This is a genomic window from Dyella terrae, assembly GCF_022394535.1.
Taxonomy (GTDB): Bacteria; Pseudomonadota; Gammaproteobacteria; order Xanthomonadales; family Rhodanobacteraceae; genus Dyella.
Genome location: NZ_CP089414.1, coordinates 1064542 through 1081515, shown reverse-complemented (window position 1 = coordinate 1081515; position 16974 = coordinate 1064542). Strand labels below are relative to the sequence as shown.

Below are 16974 nucleotides of genomic sequence, written 5' to 3'. Positions count from 1 at the left end.
ATGCTGCTCCACGTCCCTGAGGTACTGAACGCCGACGAGCTCGCCCAATGCCGGCGACGCCTCGCACAGGCACCGTGGGGCGATGGCCGAGTCACCGCCGGGCATCAATCCGCGCTGGCCAAGCACAACCTGCAGTTGCCGGAAGGCTGTGCAGAGACCGAGGAATTGGGTGCGTTGGTCGAGGCTGCATTGGCCCGCAACACCACCTTTTTCGCTGGGGCGTTGCCGCGCCACATCTTTCCGCCGCTGTTCAATTGCTATCGCGGCGGGCAGTCGTTCGGTATGCACATTGACAACGCGATTCGCTATGACCGTCGCGGTGACACCAGCGTACCCGTGCGTACGGATTTGTCGGCCACGCTGTTCCTCAACGACCCCGAGGAGTACGACGGCGGCGACCTGGTGATCGACGACACCTACGGCTCGCACACCGTCAAGCTCGCCGCGGGCGACATGATTCTTTATCCCGCCAGCAGCCTGCATCGCGTGGAACCGGTAACGCGCGGCGAGCGCGTGGCGGCGTTCTTCTGGATCCAGAGTTTGGTACGCGACGAAGCCCAGCGCCGACTGCTACTCGAACTGGACATCTCTATCCAGAGCCTTGGGCAGGCGAATGCGCCGCAGGCGGACGTGCTGCGCCTTACTGGCGTGTATCACAACCTGTTGCGCGCGTGGTCAGCGACATGACGGCCGCGCACGGTGCCCGCGATGACTTTCCGCAGTTGCTGAGGTCCGATCCTCCGAGCGCGCTGCACATGCTGCGTGTGCAGGCGTTGGCCGGTGATGGCCCCTCGCAGCTCGCGCTGGGGCAGATGTACCTGGAAGGCATCGGGTGCGACCGCAATGGCGCGGAAGCGCGCTACTGGTTCCAGCATGCCGCGCACCATGGCGAAGCCATGGCCATGAACATGCTGGGACGCTGCCTGGAAAACGGCTGGGGCGGGGCGGTTGACTACGAGCTTGCCGTGGTGTGGTACCGCGAATCGGCCGAGCATGGCTCCGATTGGGGCATGTACAACTACGCCCACGTGCTCGCGCAAGGGCGGGGTGTGAAAGCAGATCGCGCGGCCGCCTTCCTGTGGTTCAGTCGTGCGGCGGAGCGCGGGCATGGCCGCGCCATGCATTTCCTCGGCCAGTACTACGAGTTCGGCTGGGAAACCGAGGCCGATCCCGAGCGCGCGCGCGAGCTCTATCGCCTTTCCGCGGAGAAGGGTGACTATCGGGGGCAGTGCAGTTGGGCGTCCGTGCTCACGGAGCAGGGGCGCATTGATGAAGCCTGCATTTTGTTGCGCCGCGTTATGGCGGCAGCGCCCACCTATTTCGTGGAAGCGCTGCGCGAGGACCTGAGCCGATCACGGCACCCGCAACTAAGGGCACTGGCTGGCGCCGACCCCCTATAAATGAAACGCCTCCCCAAACGGGGAGGCGTTCATGCGTCGACAACGGCGAGCGGGTTACGCCCAGTTGTTGTCGTCAGATCCGCTGTCGTCGAAGTCGTTCGACGAATTGAAATCATCGTTCGGGGCGAAATCGTCGCGGTTGTGGTCGTTGTCGAGGCGATCGTTGTTGTTGTCGTAGTAGGTGTTGTTCTCGGTGATGTTCTCGACCACGGGCTGCTGTCCGCCACCGAAGAAGCCACCGCCGTGGTGGCCACCCATCAGGCTCTCGATGCCGTCGAACAGGAACATGCCGCCCGCGACACCTGCGGCGGTAGTTGCCGCTTGCGACAGGAAACTTGGCGCGGCGGCCGGTGCGGGCTGCGCGGGGGCGCCGCCAAACAACCGATCACGCCAACCGGGCGCGGCTTGCTGCGGCATGGGCTGTTGCGGCATCGGCGGAGGCACGGTGCCCCAGGCCGAGGACGCGGGCTGGCCGCCAAGGAAGCTACCTCCGCCTTGCTGTGAGGCAAGCTGCGACTGAAGCTGGGCGATCTGGGCCTTGGCCGCATCGAGCGCCTGCTGCTGCAACAGGCTGCGTTGCACGAGGAGGTAAAGCGCATCGGGTTGCGATGCCAGCCGCTGGCGGATCAGGCCATCGGCTTGCGGATCCTTCATCACGCTACCGGCGGCGGCGAGCCGCTGGAGGAAATCATCGAGTAGTTGTTGTTCCTGCGGGGTCATGACAAACAAATCTCCGTGGGACGGCAAGTGACAATCACTGTGGCGGCCGTTTTTTCCGGCGTGCAGTGCCGGAAGTGTGCCCTCCACGCGTGACATCAAGGGGCAAGCCGCTGTCGTTTTCCTTGCAGTCAGCCAATTCGCAGGATATTTCGATGGCGTGAGCCGTCAGCCGTGCTCCTTCATCCGCTCTAGCAGGAGAGGTGAGGGCAGGCGGCATTCGGGATGCATGCGGTTGAAACTGTGCACTGCACCGGCCAGCCCAGTCATGAGCCCCGGCGTGAATGCCGCGCGCGTCATGCCACCGATGACGCCGCCGTGTTCTTCAATGGCGGAGATCACCTGAGATTTGGTTTCGTCCACATCGCATGCACAGCCTTCGGGATCGGCATGCGCCGCACGCACGAACAATTCCCAAAGCGAAAAGTCGCCGTGGCAAAGCGTGTGATTCGCGCCCCATCGGTTGCGGGAGGCCGCAACGGCGCGACGCAGGGTGATCTGATAGCGCGGGTCTCCGGTGCGGGCAAACAGATCCGCCGCCGCGAGGCCGATGCCGACACTGCCGTTGCACCAGGTGTGGAAGCTTTTCACGCGAGTCAGTTGGCGGGCGTCGAGCCAGTTTCCTAGTTCCTCATCGAAGAGTGAGTCCTGGAAAGCGAATGCCTTTTGCGCGAGCGTCTGCCATCGCAGACGATCATCCTGCGTGCCGGCCTCCGTCAAGGCCAGACGTGCCAGCGCCCAGCCGATGCCGGTGGCGCCGTGCGCGAACCCGCCGATGGGGTCGTTGAATACCAAGGTGTGCCAGCGGGCTCCCCGATCGTCGACCACGGCTTGCGCTTCAAGATGGCTGGCTGCTTTTGCTGCCAGCGCATGCCAGCGCGAGTCGCCGGTGGCGTCGGCCAGATGGCACAGGGGAATGATGCTGCCGGAGGTGCCATCGAGATAATCGAGCAGGCGATCATCATCGAACCCCTTGGCCTCAAGCATGCCTGCGCAATGCTCGGCTCGCTGTAGCCATTCGGGGCGGCCGGTCAATTCGTAGAGGGCCAGCCAGGTCCACAGGCGGCCGCCGAAGCCGCTGAGTCCACCGAAGGTAGCCGGTGGTTCGGCCTCGTCGAGTGCCTGCATGACGCGCAGGCTGCCATCGACGATTCGGTCGAGCCCATCGACAGGGTTTGCGCGCCCTTCTATGACTTCATGTTGGTAGCCGACCAGCGCGAACAGCACGCCGCCCAGCCCGAAGTAGCTGTCCGCCTGCAGGGGTTGAACGGTCCACCCCGCGTTGGTGGTTTCCGGGGTGATCCAGGTGACCGAGTCGTCATCGCCACGCACGGACAGTTTGATTAGTCGCTCCACTGCTGCAGCCGCCAAGGTTCGGCGACGCTCGTCAAGGTGGCGGGTATGGGGGTGTCTGGCGAAATAGAGGATGTCCCCCTGTTTCTCGGATTCGTCCGCGCCGACATTGAGTTCGGTCACGACGAGAGCGCTGCGTATCGTCATTTCCTCAAGCTCGACGCGTATGGACCGCCAGTCGGTTAGTGCGGTGTCGATGCGATCTCGACCCAAGGGCGCAACGAAAACCGGGATGTCGCCGAAGCGCAGGTCGCGTATCTCGTCCATGATCTCTTGGTGAGACGAAGGCGCGATGGGCACGACGAGAGCGTTGCGCGCGAACAGGTCGCGGGCGCGTTCGATGGCTTTGGCTTCGTCATGCAGCGATGCAGGGTGCCACAGCATGCGTCCAATCTCGCTGTAGGCCTGGGTGGGGCGGCGAATGTCGCGAATCAGGCAACCTTCGAACGCATCGATGAGCGGCGTCAGCTCGCCACGGCTGTCCATGTCCTTGAAGATCGCGGTGGCTTCAAGAAAGCCTTCGCTGATGTGGTTCCAATAGAGCGCGACCTGCGGATTGGCGCTTGGATGATTCTGTGCGACGTTCATGTCGACACTGACGATTTCCACGTGCGCATCTGTGGTGCCTTCATTGGCAATGAAGGGCGCGCTGACTTGTGGCTGCTGGTTGGGCAGGGCGCCGGCGGCTGACATGTCCACGCCATCGAAACCCAGTGCCGGTGCGCGGTAAGGCACCATGCCGGTGCGCAGGACGGAACTACGCACGATCGATTCGGCTAGATCGTGGGCTTTTCCATAACCCGATGACGGGACCTCGGGCAGCGGCGAGAACAGACTCTCCACGTCGATGACGATCGGTGTGGGGCCGTGCGCAATCAGATTTTCAAGATGGATGTCGGTACCACCCAGTAGGCGCATGACGGCCAGCCAATGGCCGAGTCGCAGGTAGAACAAGCGAAGCTCGTCGTCGCCCTCGCAGTAGCGATGCTCGATGAATTCGGCCCAGCCGTAATCGTCCCGCTCGACCACGCGAGGCACGCGAATGCGCGCGCCGGATTTGAACGTAGCGGCCAGCAATCGATCGAGCACGGCGTCCACCCGCAGCGAGCGCGGCTTGTACATGGCGATGCCATGTTCAAAGGTCAGTCGTGCGACGGCTTGCCCGCCTGCATGCAGGTCGCCATGGCCCAGGCCCAGGGCGATGAGTCGACCCGGTGGGCGTCTGAGCAGCGAGGCAATCGCGGCACGGTCGTGCACCATTCGTTGGACGATCGCTTCGATCGCCTTTTCCTGCTGACTGAGCGAGGTCTCCAGTCGCTCCAGCAAGGGTGGGTAGCGACGATCGAGGTGCGCGGCGAACTCGGGGCGACGACTCCGTTCGACGAAATCATCGAATCCGTCGTCATCACCGCTCGCCGTCAACTCGCCCGCCAATTTGGCGGCATGCAGTTCGAGCAGAAGCACGCGATTGAGCTTTAGCCTTGCCGCATCGTTCAAGGCCTGCGTCGCCGTGGCGAGAATCATGGCGGATTCCCCGTCGCGGAGTTGCACCGCCTTGCCCGCGAGGAAGGTTTCCAGGCGTGTTCGCGAGGGCGACGTGAAGTGCTCGATGATTGCGGCAAAGGATTTGGTGGATGCGGTATCAGCCATCATTCGCTCGACGCCAGTGCGTAAGGGAAAGTTCGCGGGAAAATCGGCGTGCAACCGATCGGCGGTTGCACGCCGACTCAGTCACGCATCAACAGCAGGCGCAACCACCGCCGCTCGTGTGGATCGAGCAGGTCGAGCACGTCGTTCCGACCGAGGTGAGCATGCTCTTGACGGTTTTGTCGCTCGTCAATGCGGCCTCGGTAGCTCCAGCTCCCTGGATATAGAGCGGACCGGCCGGATTGGCGTGGCCGCCAAAGCTGTCTTCACCATTCAGCCAGCTGGAAACGATGTCATCGAATTGCATAGCAGAACTCCATGTTGGTTTGACAAGTTGATTTCGGGCCCCATCCCCTGGAGATGAGTGCCCGCTCCCACATGCACACTTGCAGCACGGTACGGGGCCGCTACAACAAGCCAATGGATAGCTAACGAAATTGCCCCCGGGTGCGGTGTGCGCCACGAGAGTGGCTCGCGCCACTCAAGTTCTTCGTGCGCCGGCGTGCTGTCCATGGTGGCCGGCGCATTACACGTCGGCCTATATCGGGGAGAGCGCGTGAGGACAACGTGAGCTAATTGAGCTCACGGCTCCGACGCTTTGATCCGCGCAACGATGTGACGCGCTGCCGAGTATCGGGAAGAAAATGCTGCAAGGGTGTTCTGCTTTGAGCGTCGGGTACAGAGGGTCGTTGCGCAGGGACGCCACAGCGCGTGCGCGTCGAAAGTGGGGGCGGGACGCATCACTGCTGTCGGTATCTGTCAGCAATGGACGCGAGCGCGTGCCTGAGGCAGTGGGCTTCGCAAGGGTGTACAGGCATCATGTTGTCATTGCATCGCTGAGGCCCTCCCCATGTCCTCACGCACCACCCTAGGCCCGGTCGCGCTCGCGATCGGCGCGTTGTTGATCAGCATGGTTTCGTATCAGTGCGGTGCTTCGTTGGCCAAGCACTTATTTCCGGCTGTTGGCGCGCAGGGTGCAACCGCGTATCGCCTGGGGCTCAGTGCGTTGATCCTGCTGCTTTGGCGACGGCCGTGGCGGCGCTTGAATGGCACGAGTTGGCGCTCGTTGTGGGCCTATGGGCTCGCCATGGGTGCAATGAATCTGGTGTTCTACATGTCACTGCGGACCATTCCGCTGGGCATTGCTGTGGCGTTGGAGTTCACCGGGCCGCTGGCGTTGGCGGTATTCAGTTCGCGCCGCCTGATCGACTTCGCGTGGATTGCACTGGTCGTCGCGGGCTTGGGGCTGTTGCTGCCATTGCACGGCGAGGTGCAAACGCTGAGACCCAGTGGGCGTGGCCTACGCACTCGCGGCGGGTCTCGGTTGGGCGTTGTACATCGTTTTCGGCAAGAAGGCCGGCGAGGCTCACGGTGGGGATGCGGTCACCTGGGGTACGTCGATCGGCGCCTTGCTGGCGATTCCCTTTGGTGTCGCACACGCGGGTAGCACCTTGCTGTCGCCTTCGCTGTTGCCCTATGCGCTCGGCGTGGCAGTGCTCAGCTCGGCGTTGCCTTATTCACTGGAGATGGTTGCGTTGACGCGATTGCCTGCACGCACGTTCAGCACCTTGCTGAGTCTCGAGCCGGCCGTCGCGGCGTTGGCGGGTGCAGTCCTGTTGAGCGAGCACCTCAGCCTGCTGCAGTGGCTGGCGATCGTCGCCATCATCGTGGCCGCTGCCGGAACGGCGTTGAGCGTGCGTCGCCCGGTGGTGAGCGAACCACCGCTGGTGAATTGACGATGGCGCGCGCATTCCCTGCATGGCGTTCCACCCTTGCGGAAGCGATCGACCGGCAGCCTGTGGTCGCCCAAACAAAACAGCGCTTCATGCCGGGAGGCATAAAGCGCTGTTCGTTTTATAAGAAGTGGTGGAGCCAGGGAGGATCGAACTCCCGACCTCGTCATTGCGAACGACGCGCTCTCCCAGCTGAGCTATGGCCCCACATGAGCCAAAGATGTTACCAGCGATCTTTGGCGTTCGCCAAGCCCCTGGCTCATGCTCAGGGAAGCAGGCGGCTCAACGGCTCGAACAGGGCTTCGCGGCGCCATCCCTCAAGGAAGTCAGGCCATTTGGCGGTGACTACGTATTCCTCCAGCACCTTGCGCGGGCACAGTAGGCCGGGGGGCAGGTCCAGTTCGCCGGCACGTTTGTCCACGCAATCCTTCATGGCTGTGAGGGCGCGCTTTGCTTCGCCCTGCGGCGACTCGGGAATGGCGTCGGTGGCAGCGACCTCGTCGGCATCGACTGCCTGCTGCAGCAGGTCAAGCAGTTCAGCCCGCTGCGGCGAGCGCAGCGCACGCTGACCACGCGTACGTGTGTCGAGCTCGTTGGCGGAGCGCGGCGGTTGCTGCACCAGGCTCATCGCGGCGGCATCTTCGAGCAGCCAGGGCCGAGGCCGATCGAGTGTACGTGCGGACTGGTCGCGCCACAGCAGCACGCGACGCAGCAGGGCGCGTTGCTCGGGACGCCAATCCGAGGCGCTGCGGAAGCCACGCTGCGGTTGCGGATCGCCCCCGCGATAGCAGGCGCGCTGCTTCAGGCGTTCGCAATCCTCGGCATGCCATGCCGTGCGGTCGCGCTGCGCGAGTCGTTCGGCCAATTGTTCGTGCACGGTCTTGAGATAGACCACGTCCAGCGTGGCATAGGCGCACTGCGAATCGGTGAGGGGGCGCTGCAACCAGTCGGAGCGCGTTTCGCCCTTGTCCAGTTCCGCGCCGGCCAATTCGGCCACGAGTGCGCGATAACTGATGCCCAGCCCCATGCCCACAAAGGCGGCGGCGATCTGCGTATCGAATAGTTGGCGGGGCCCGTGGGCAGGAAGGGGAGAGCGCTTCGAGGTCTTCGCTTGCACTGTGCATCACGGTGACTGCATTGCCATCGCCGATCTGCGGGCGCAGTACGTCGCCGATGTCGAAGGCTAGAGGATCGATCAGCGCGTAACGCCCGTTCCAGCCCATCTGGATCAGCGCCAATTGCGGATAGAAGGTATTTCGGCGCATGAATTCGGTGTAGAAGCCCAGCGCGGCATCGTCCGGCAGAGCTGCCAGCCAGGCCTGCAGGTCTTCGCGCCGCTGGATCCAGGTGGCGTCGGGCGCGAGAGAGGTTTCTTGTTGCATGCGTCTTCCTGGCGACGCAGGACGTGCACGTGTGCATTGTCCTGACATCGGTTTGTGCCTATGGTTTAGACCGCCACCATAGCAGGCCACCCAAGGACGCCCAACATGCCGAGCAAGGAAACCGTACGACGACAGAGATCCTTCGGCGGTGCCGTGGGTGTCGCCGTGCTGGGGCTCGCACTCGTCTATCACTTTTTCCCGCGGGTGTTCCACGTCGAGCCGTCGGCCACTGCTACGCATCGCGCGATGAATCTTGGCCCGATGACGCCGGTAGCGCCGGCATCGTCGTCGCGCCTGCCGGAGCCGTCGGAGGTGGATGCGGGGCCGCCGCTGACCTTGGCGCCCACGGACGTCGTGGTGGCGCGCCTGAGCAAGAAGAACACCAACCTTCCCGATCAGCTGAGTGCAGATACGCCTGAGATCGAGGCGCTGATCGCGCGTGCCGATAAGGCACTGAAGGCCGGTCAGTTGGCGGGCGATCCGAGCAGTGCCGCGGCGCTGTTCGCGCTGGCGCTCAAGGACAAGCCCGATAGCCGCCGGGCCGCCCAAGGGCTGTTCGAAGTGCGCGCGCGCCTGGTTGCCGAGATCAACCAGGATGTCGCCGTGGGTGATGCGGATTCGGCCGGCGACCTACTCGATACGCTCAAGCTCATTCCAGATTCCACGGACGACGTGAACCAGCTTCAAGGCAAGCTGAAGGTGCTGACCCAGGTCCGTCCGTTGCTTGCGAAGGCGGCGGCGTTGTTGCAGCAAGGCAATGCCGACCAGCCGGCCGGGAACAATGCACTGGAACTCTATCGGCAGGTCCAGCAGCTGGATCCGGATAACGCGGTGGCCTCGCAGGGCACTCTGCAGGTGCAGCGCGCCATCCTCGATCGCGCACTGGCCGCCGTGGCACAGAACGACTTCAAGGCCGCTGATCAAGCGCTGACCGAGGCGGGGCAGATGGCACCCGATTCACAGGCACTACGTGACGTGCATGGTCGCGTCGATAGCATGCGGCAGGCGCGGGCCAACGGCTTGCTTGCGCAGGCGCGCTCAGCGCTTGATGCGGGCAACCTCGCGCTGGCACAGCAATTGGCGGACCAGGCCAAGGTCATCAGTCCGGATCTGGCGGGCCTCAACGAATTCGCCGAGCGGCTCACCAACGCGCGCCTCTATGCAAGCTACAAGCCGGGGCAGGTCTTTACTGACCGTTTTGCTGACATCCCGGGGCAGACGCCGTCGATGTTGGTTATCCCTACTGGCAGTTTTCAGATGGGCGCGCCTGACAACGAATCCGGGCGCGAGGATGCCGAGACGCCGCAACACGAAGTCACTATCGCCAAGGGTTTCGCGCTGTCGCGCACGTCAGTCACCGTGGGACAGTTCCGCGAGTTCGTTCGGGCCAGCGGCTATCAGCCTGACTCGGTCAAGCTGGGTGGCGCCAGCGTGTACGACGAGGGCACCGGCGCCATGCGCGACGATTCCAGTGCTACCTGGCAGAACGACTACGCGGGCAAAAACGCGGATAGTCGACTCCCCGTGGTCAACGTGTCCTGGAACGACGCCAGGGCCTACGTGGACTGGCTAAGCCAGCGAACCGGCAAGACTTACCGCCTGCCCAGCGAGGCCGAATTCGAGTATGCCCTGCGCGGTGGCACCACGACCCGCTATTGGTGGGGGGATGGGGCACCAACGGGCAAGGTGGAAAATCTCACGGGCTCGGGAGACCGCTCGCCTAGCGGTCGGCGCTGGAGCAATGCCTTCCAGGGGTATCGCGACGGTTACTGGGGGCCTGCGCCGGCCATGAGCTTTGCGCCAAATGCTTTCGGCTTGTACGACATGGACGGCAATGTCTCCGAATGGGTGCAGGACTGTTGGCACGATAGCTACCTGCGCGCGCCCCGCGATGGCAGTGCCTGGGTCAATCCGGGGTGTGGCGTTCGGGTAGTACGTGGCGGTTCGTGGGGAAGTTCGCCGGATCAAGTGCGCTCGGCCTATCGGCAGGGCGCCGACGCGAGCGTGCGCAGCGGGCGCGTTGGCTTCCGTGTGCTGCGGGAGTTGTGACGTATTTGCTGATGCTCGAGAAGGCTAGTCGTTGCGGTACTGTCGCGGCGGTTGCCAAAGAGTTCTTGCCCCGCTTGTGCTGCCGCCCACGCGAACCGTAAAATGACCCGCTTTCGTGTAAGGGAATCATCGACTTAGGGGCGGAGTGCCCGGAAGCTGGCGGGGCGGGGTGTAACGGTTTTTTTGACTCGTTTATTCCCTTGGAAATCCGATGCTTACGGACATTTCCTCTTTGTAGTTCTGATGCGAAAGTGGCGGAATTGGTAGACGCACTGGATTTAGGTTCCAGCGGGTAACACCGTGAGGGTTCGAGTCCCTTCTTTCGCACCATCCCTTGGATTTTCTTTATTTGCAGGCGGCCCCGGGCCGCCAGGCGCCTTTGACGGGCGCCCTTACCGGTACACCAGGAGACGTCATGCAGGTTTCGGTTGAAAACGTCGGCAAGCTCGAGCGCAAGCTCACGGTGAAGTTCCCCGCGGACCGTTTCGAGTCGCAGGTGAGCGCCCGCATCGCCGAGATGGGTCGCACGGTGCGCCTGAAGGGCTTCCGCCCGGGCAAGGTGCCGACCGCAGTGATCCAGCAGCGTTTCGGTGATCAGGTGCGTGGCGAAGTGCTCTCCGACCTGATCGGTAGCACGCTGCGCGAAGCCGTCAACCAGGAAAATCTGCGTCCCATCGCCAACCCTGCGATCGACACGACGGGTCGCCCGGAAAACGGCGAAATCGCCTATACCGCCACCTTTGAGGTGATGCCGGAGTTCCCGGAAGTCGACATCGCAAAGCTCGAGATCAGCCGCCCGGTGGCCGAAGTCACTGATGCCGACATCGAGAAGATGATCGAAACCCTGCGTCTGCAGCGTCGCAGCTTCGACCCGGTCGAACGCGCCTCGGTCGAGGGTGATTTCGTGATGTTCGAATACTCCGCGCAGGCGGGTGACTACCGCTTCCCGACGGAAGGCCTGGAGCGGGCCGGCAGCGTGCTCGGCTCGGGCAACCTGTTCAAGGCGCTGGACGACGTGCTCACCGGCCGCAAGGCTGACGAAGAGTTCGATGCCGACGTCGTGTTCCCGGCCGATTTCCGCAATGAAAGCCTGGCCGGCAAGACCGCCCAGTGCCACTTTAAGGTCATTAAGGTGCAGGAGCCGAAGCTGCCGGAAGTGGACGGCGACTTTGCCCAGTTGTTCGGTATCACCGACGGTGATCTGGAGAAGTTCCACAAGGAAGTCCGCGCCAACCTTGAGCGCGAGCTGAAGGCCACCCTGATGGCTCGCCTGAAGTCCGAAGTGGCGGAGAAGCTGGCCAACGCCCATCCGGACCTGGATGTGCCGAACGTGATGGTGCAGTCCGAGGCCCATGCGCTGGCGCAGGGCAGCATCCCGCGTGGCCAGCAGGTGCCGCCGCAGCTGCTCGATGCAGCCGCCCCGGTTGCTCGCAAGCGCGTTATCGCCGGTCTGCTGATGGGCGAGATTGCCCGCAAGCAGGCGCTGGTCATCGACCGCACCCGCATCGCCGAGCAGCTGGCCGCCATTGCCTCGACCTACGAGGAGCCGGAGAAGGTTGTTGAACTTTACAACCGTGACCCCCAACTGATGTCCGGGCTGCAGAATCGCGTCATGGAAGATCAGGTGGCGGAGTGGGTGGCTGATCACGCCACGACTACCGTCCAGAACCTGGGCTTCGACGAGGTGATGCGCCCGGTCAGTGCCTGAGGCATCCTTAGGCCCATCAACCGGAGAGCGACAAAGCATGGCTATGGACCCGATCCAAAACCTTAACCTGGTACCGATCGTCGTCGAGCAGACCGCCCGCGGCGAGCGTTCGTACGACATCTATTCGCGCCTCCTGAAGGAGCGCGTGATCTTCCTTGTGGGCGAGGTGAACGATCAGGTCGCCAACCTGCTGGTCGCGCAGATGCTGTTCCTTGAGTCGGAAAACCCGGACAAGGACATCCATCTGTACATCAACAGCCCGGGCGGTGCCGTCACCGCCGGGTTGGCGATCTACGACACGATGCAGTTCGTCAAGCCGGACGTAAGCACCATGTGCATCGGCCAGGCCTGCAGTGCGGCCTCGTTGCTGCTCATGGCGGGCGCCAAGGGCAAGCGCTACTCGTTGCCCAACTCGCGCGTGATGATTCACCAGCCGTCGGGCGGTGCCCGCGGCCAGGCGACCGACATCGAGATCCAGGCCCAGGAGATTCTGTACCTGCGCCGCCGTCTGAACGACATTTACGTTCAGCATACCGGTCAGCCCCTGGACAAGATCGAGCGGGACATGGAGCGAGACCGCTTCATGAGCGCCGAGGCGGCCAAGGAGTACGGCCTGATCGATCAGGTGCTCGACCGCCGTGCCATCGAATCGGTGAAATCGGGCTGATTTCAGGCATTTGGTCCCGGGTTTGCAAGTCGTTCCGCGCCTGGCTGCAGACGCGGAACGCTGTGCTATTCTCAAACCGCAATCGATTTACTAGCAGGATCCAGGCATGAGCGACGACCGGCAGGGCCGTTCCAACGACAGCGGCAAGATTCTCTACTGCTCCTTCTGCGGCAAGAGCCAGCATGAAGTGCGCAAGCTGATCGCGGGTCCGTCCGTGTTCATTTGCGACGAATGCGTAGAGCTGTGCAACGACATCATCCGCGAAGAGCTGGAAGAGAAGGCCGCCTCCGGGCGTAGCCAGCTGCCCAAGCCGCGCGAGATCATGGAGACGCTCGACCAGTACGTGGTCGGTCAGACGCGGGCAAAGAAGGCGCTCGCGGTGGCCGTGTACAACCACTACAAGCGTATGGAGTCGCGTCAGAAGAGCGATGACATCGAGCTCGGCAAGTCCAACATCCTCCTGATTGGCCCGACCGGCTCGGGCAAGACGCTGCTGGCCGAAACGCTTGCGCGCCTGCTGAACGTGCCGTTCACCATCGCCGACGCTACCACGCTGACCGAAGCCGGTTACGTGGGCGAGGACGTGGAAAACATCATCCAGAAGCTGCTGCAGAAGTGCGACTACGACGTCGACAAGGCGCAGTCGGGTATCGTCTATATCGACGAAATCGACAAGATTTCCCGCAAGAGCGAGAACCCGTCGATCACTCGCGACGTGTCCGGCGAAGGCGTGCAGCAGGCGCTGCTCAAGCTCATCGAGGGCACGCTTGCCTCAGTGCCGCCGCAGGGCGGTCGCAAGCATCCGCAGCAGGAATTTCTGCAGGTCGACACCAAGAACATCCTGTTTATCTGCGGTGGTGCATTCGCGGGTCTCGAGAAGGTGATCCAGCAGCGTTCCGATACTGTGGGCATCGGCTTCTCGGCCGAGGTCCGCAGCAAGGAGCGGAAGGAAAACCTGGGCAAACTGCTGTCGGAGGTCGAGCCGTCGGATCTGGTGCGTTACGGCCTGATTCCCGAATTCGTCGGTCGTCTGCCGGTGGTTGCTACGCTCGATGAGCTCGATGAGCCTGCGCTGGTGAAGATCCTCACCGAGCCCAAGAACGCCGTCACCAAGCAGTTCAAGAAGCTGTTTGAGATGGAAGGCGTGGAGTTGGAATTCCGCCCAGAGGCTCTGCAGGCTATCGCTCGCAAGGCCCTGAAGCGCAAGACCGGCGCGCGCGGCCTGCGCACCATTCTCGAGCAAGTGTTGCTGGACACCATGTACGAGCTGCCGTCGCTGGAACACGTCAGCAAGGTCGTGGTGGACGATGCTGTCATCGAGGGCCAGGCCGAGCCGTACCTGATCTATCGCGGCAACCTCAAGCAGCCGCGTGCGGCAGGCGAGGGCGGCGACGCCGCCTGAGCAGTTCAAGCGCAACAAGTGACTTGAATGGCCCTGGCAGAAATGCCAGGGCCATTTTGTTTGCGTGGTGGTTCATGCACTTGAGTGCATGCCTCCGAGCCACCACTTGACGTACAGATGCACCCGGCGCAGTGTCGGTGCAAAGACGATTTCATCACGAGAGATTCTCTTCGATGGCAAAGACCGCCCCCAACCCCCCAAGTCACCGGAGCCACGCTGGACGCACTGCCAGTCTTGCCGCTGCGTGACGTGGTGGTGTATCCCCACATGGTCATTCCGTTGTTCGTCGGCCGCGACAAGTCCATGCGTGCGCTGGAGCGCGCGATGGAGGGCGAGCGCCAGATCCTGCTGGTCGCACAAAAGAGCCCGGACATCGACGATCCCAAGATCAGCGACCTGCACGAAATCGGCACGCTGGCCGGCGTGCTTCAGTTACTGAAATTGCCCGATGGCACCGTGAAGGTGCTGGTCGAAGGCCAGTCGCGCGTGGCCATCGAGAACTACGACGAAGAGGGCGGCATGTTGACCGCCACGTCGCGTGTCATTGAGCCGGTCTACAGTGCAAAAGAGCGTGAGCTCGACGTGGTGTCACGCACGCTGGTGTCGTTGTTCGAGCAGCTGGTCAAGCAGAGCCGCAAGCTGCCGCCAGAAGTGCTGGCAACCCTGTCCGGTATCGATGATCCGTCACGCGTGGCCGACTCCATTGCGGCGCACTTGTCCGTGCGCATGGCCGACAAGCAGAGGGTGCTGGAAACGGCCGATGTGGGTCAGCGTCTCGAGTTGCTGATCGGGCTTGTCGATGGTGAGATGGACCTGCAGCAGGTGGAAAAGCGCATCCGCGGCCGAGTGAAGTCGCAGATGGAGAAAAGCCAGCGCGAGTACTACCTCAACGAACAGATGAAGGCCATCCAGAAGGAGCTCGGTGAGAGTGAGGACGGCCCGAACGAAATCGAAGATCTGCAGAAGAAGATCGAAGCGGCGGGCATGCCCAAGCCTGTGCTGGCCAAGGCGCGTCAGGAGTTTGGCAAGCTGCGTCAGATGTCGCCCATGTCTGCCGAAGCCACGGTGGTGCGTAACTACCTTGACTGGCTGGTAGGCGTGCCGTGGAAGAAAAAGAGCAAGGTCCGCAAAGATCTCCAGCTCGCGCAGGAGGTGTTGGATGCCGATCATTTTGGCCTGGAGAAGGTCAAGGAGCGCATCCTCGAATACTTGGCGGTGCAGCAGCGCGTGAACACCATGCGTGGTCCGATCCTGTGCCTGGTCGGCCCGCCGGGCGTGGGTAAGACCTCGCTCGGGCAGTCGATCGCTAAGGCGACCAACCGCAAATTCGTTCGCATGAGCCTGGGTGGCGTGCGTGATGAAGCCGAGATCCGTGGTCATCGCCGTACCTATATCGGTTCCATGCCGGGCCGCATCGTGCAGAACCTGAATAAGGTGGGCTCGAAGAACCCGCTGTTTGTGCTGGACGAGATCGACAAGATGTCGATGGACTTCCGTGGCGATCCGTCCTCGGCGCTGCTTGAGGTGCTTGATCCTGAGCAGAACCACGCATTCAACGATCACTATCTGGAAGTCGACCTGGATCTTTCCGAGGTCATGTGGGTCGCTACGGCGAACTCTCTGAACATTCCCGGTCCGCTGCTGGATCGCATGGAAGTCATTCGTATCCCGGGTTACACCGAGGATGAGAAGCTCAATATTGCTCAGAAGTATCTGCTGACCAAACAGTTGAAGGCCAATGGCCTAAAGCCGGAAGAGCTGAGCGTGGACGAAAGTGCCGTGCGCGACATCGTGCGTTACTACACGCGCGAATCGGGCGTGCGCAACCTCGAGCGCGAAGTGTCCAAGATCTGCCGCAAAGTGGTGAAGGAGTTGACGCTGGGGCAGGTCAAGAAGGCGGCTTCGAAGGAGGTGGCGAAGAAGTCGGCCACAGCCGTAAAGACGGCCAAATCGAAGGCTAAGGCACCTGGTCGCGTGATGGTGAACTCAGAGAATCTCGAGCATTACCTGGGTGTGCGTCGTTTCGACTTCGGTCGCAAGGAATTGCAGAACGAAGTGGGCCTGGTGACGGGTCTGGCTTGGACCCAGGTGGGCGGCGACCTGCTCAGCATCGAAGCCTCGGTGGTTCCTGGTAAGGGGCGCCTGGTGCATACGGGGCAGCTCGGCGACGTCATGAAGGAATCGATCCAGGCCGCTTTGTCAGTGGTGCGCGCGCGCGCCGAGCGCCTGGGTATTGAGGCGGACTTCCACGAGAAGTACGACATCCACATCCACGTGCCGGAGGGCGCTACGCCGAAGGATGGACCGAGCGCGGGCATTGCCATGTGCACGGCCCTGGTGTCGGCGCTGACCAAGGTGCCGGTGCGCTCCGAGGTTGCCATGACGGGTGAGATCACCCTGCGCGGACGTGTATTGCCGATCGGTGGTCTCAAAGAGAAGCTGCTGGCGGCTCACCGCGGCGGCATCACCACGGTGATCATTCCTGACGAAAACAAGAAGGATCTGGCGGACATCCCAGAGAACATCACAGCGTCGCTGGATATCCATCCGGTGCGCTGGATCGACGAGGTGCTGGATATTGTGCTAGAGCGTCCGCTGCAGCCGCGCCAGGCTGCCGACGGTGATAAGCCGAAGGTCGATGCACCAAGAGAGGAGTCGCCGGATCAGGAGCCCTACACGCGGCCCCACTGAGTTGTGATGGAAGTCAGCGAAAACGGGCGGTTGACCGCCCGTTTTCGTATCTGGATCACATGGGCGAATGCTGTTGTCGCTTAGCGTTTCAGTACGTACTTTGCAAGCATTCGAAATGATGCTGAACCGTGCGAAGCCTTGGTATTCCTTGTCATTGCGGACCCTAGGGGCCACTGGTATAAAGGCGGCACCGCAGCCTGACGCCAAGCAAGGTGCGCAGTGATG

General features: G+C 62.6%; 11 protein-coding genes, 2 tRNA genes and 2 pseudogenes. 9 read left to right on the top strand and 6 right to left on the bottom strand.

From position 1 onward, the window contains the following. Window positions 1-687 (top strand): Fe2+-dependent dioxygenase, encoded by a 687-nt coding sequence (locus DYST_RS04450; protein ID WP_239950347.1) that lies wholly within the window; start codon window positions 1-3, stop codon window positions 685-687. Beyond that, window positions 684-1400 carry a tetratricopeptide repeat protein gene (locus DYST_RS04445; RefSeq protein WP_102302639.1) on the top strand — a complete coding sequence of 239 codons (717 nt, stop codon included), beginning with the start codon at window positions 684-686 and terminating at the stop codon, window positions 1398-1400. The genes DYST_RS04450 and DYST_RS04445 overlap by 4 nt, the downstream gene beginning before the upstream one ends. Window positions 1401-1454: 54 nt before the next feature. Here the strand turns inward: DYST_RS04445 and DYST_RS04440 are convergent, their stop codons facing one another. From DYST_RS04440 to DYST_RS04430, 3 genes are all read right to left on the bottom strand, one after another. After that, window positions 1455-2120: a DUF2076 family protein gene (locus tag DYST_RS04440; protein WP_239950346.1), complete on the bottom strand. Its 666-nt coding sequence runs from the start codon at window positions 2118-2120 to the stop codon at window positions 1455-1457. 165 nt (window positions 2121-2285) lie between these two features. Beyond that, a complete protein-coding gene (locus DYST_RS04435; RefSeq protein WP_239950344.1) occupies window positions 2286-5123 on the bottom strand; it encodes a type 2 lanthipeptide synthetase LanM family protein in 2838 nt (945 codons plus the stop codon). A gap of 85 nt (window positions 5124-5208) precedes the next feature. Next, entirely contained in the window at window positions 5209-5424 is a 216-nt protein-coding gene (locus tag DYST_RS04430) for a DUF6229 family protein (RefSeq protein WP_239950342.1), read from the bottom strand. Window positions 5425-5967: 543 nt separating this feature from the next. Between DYST_RS04430 and DYST_RS04425 the strand changes: the two are divergent. Further along, window positions 5968-6853 (top strand): annotated as a pseudogene (locus DYST_RS04425) (EamA family transporter). Window positions 6854-6981: 128 nt separating this feature from the next. Here the strand turns inward: DYST_RS04425 and DYST_RS04420 are convergent. The 3 genes and pseudogenes from DYST_RS04420 to DYST_RS23935 form a co-directional block, all read right to left on the bottom strand. Then, window positions 6982-7057, bottom strand: a tRNA-Ala gene (locus DYST_RS04420). A gap of 58 nt (window positions 7058-7115) precedes the next feature. Further along, the gene (locus tag DYST_RS04415; protein ID WP_275666926.1) at window positions 7116-7967 is read right to left on the bottom strand and encodes a ribonuclease D; all 852 of its coding nucleotides are present in this window, start codon (window positions 7965-7967) and stop codon (window positions 7116-7118) included. Window positions 7968-8001: 34 nt separating this feature from the next. Further along, a pseudogene (locus DYST_RS23935) lies at window positions 8002-8232 on the bottom strand (ribonuclease D); the annotation flags it as partial. A 105-nt stretch (window positions 8233-8337) separates the two neighbouring features. Here DYST_RS23935 and DYST_RS04410 point away from each other — a divergent pair. From DYST_RS04410 to lon, 6 genes are all read left to right on the top strand, one after another. After that, window positions 8338-10281: an SUMF1/EgtB/PvdO family nonheme iron enzyme gene (locus DYST_RS04410; protein WP_239950340.1), complete on the top strand. Its 1944-nt coding sequence runs from the start codon at window positions 8338-8340 to the stop codon at window positions 10279-10281. Between the two features lie 245 nt (window positions 10282-10526). After that, window positions 10527-10611 (top strand) — tRNA-Leu (locus tag DYST_RS04405). An 85-nt stretch (window positions 10612-10696) separates the two neighbouring features. Then, the gene (tig, locus tag DYST_RS04400; RefSeq protein ID WP_239950338.1) at window positions 10697-11989 is read left to right on the top strand and encodes a trigger factor; all 1293 of its coding nucleotides are present in this window, start codon (window positions 10697-10699) and stop codon (window positions 11987-11989) included. A gap of 37 nt (window positions 11990-12026) precedes the next feature. Next, window positions 12027-12656 (top strand): ATP-dependent Clp endopeptidase proteolytic subunit ClpP, encoded by a 630-nt coding sequence (gene clpP, locus DYST_RS04395; protein ID WP_102302647.1) that lies wholly within the window; start codon window positions 12027-12029, stop codon window positions 12654-12656. Between the two features lie 106 nt (window positions 12657-12762). Beyond that, window positions 12763-14058 carry an ATP-dependent Clp protease ATP-binding subunit ClpX gene (gene clpX / locus DYST_RS04390; protein WP_102302648.1) on the top strand — a complete coding sequence of 432 codons (1296 nt, stop codon included), beginning with the start codon at window positions 12763-12765 and terminating at the stop codon, window positions 14056-14058. 267 nt (window positions 14059-14325) lie between these two features. Further along, entirely contained in the window at window positions 14326-16749 is a 2424-nt protein-coding gene (gene lon, locus DYST_RS04385) for an endopeptidase La (protein ID WP_239952071.1), read from the top strand. Window positions 16750-16974: the final 225 nt, after the last annotated feature.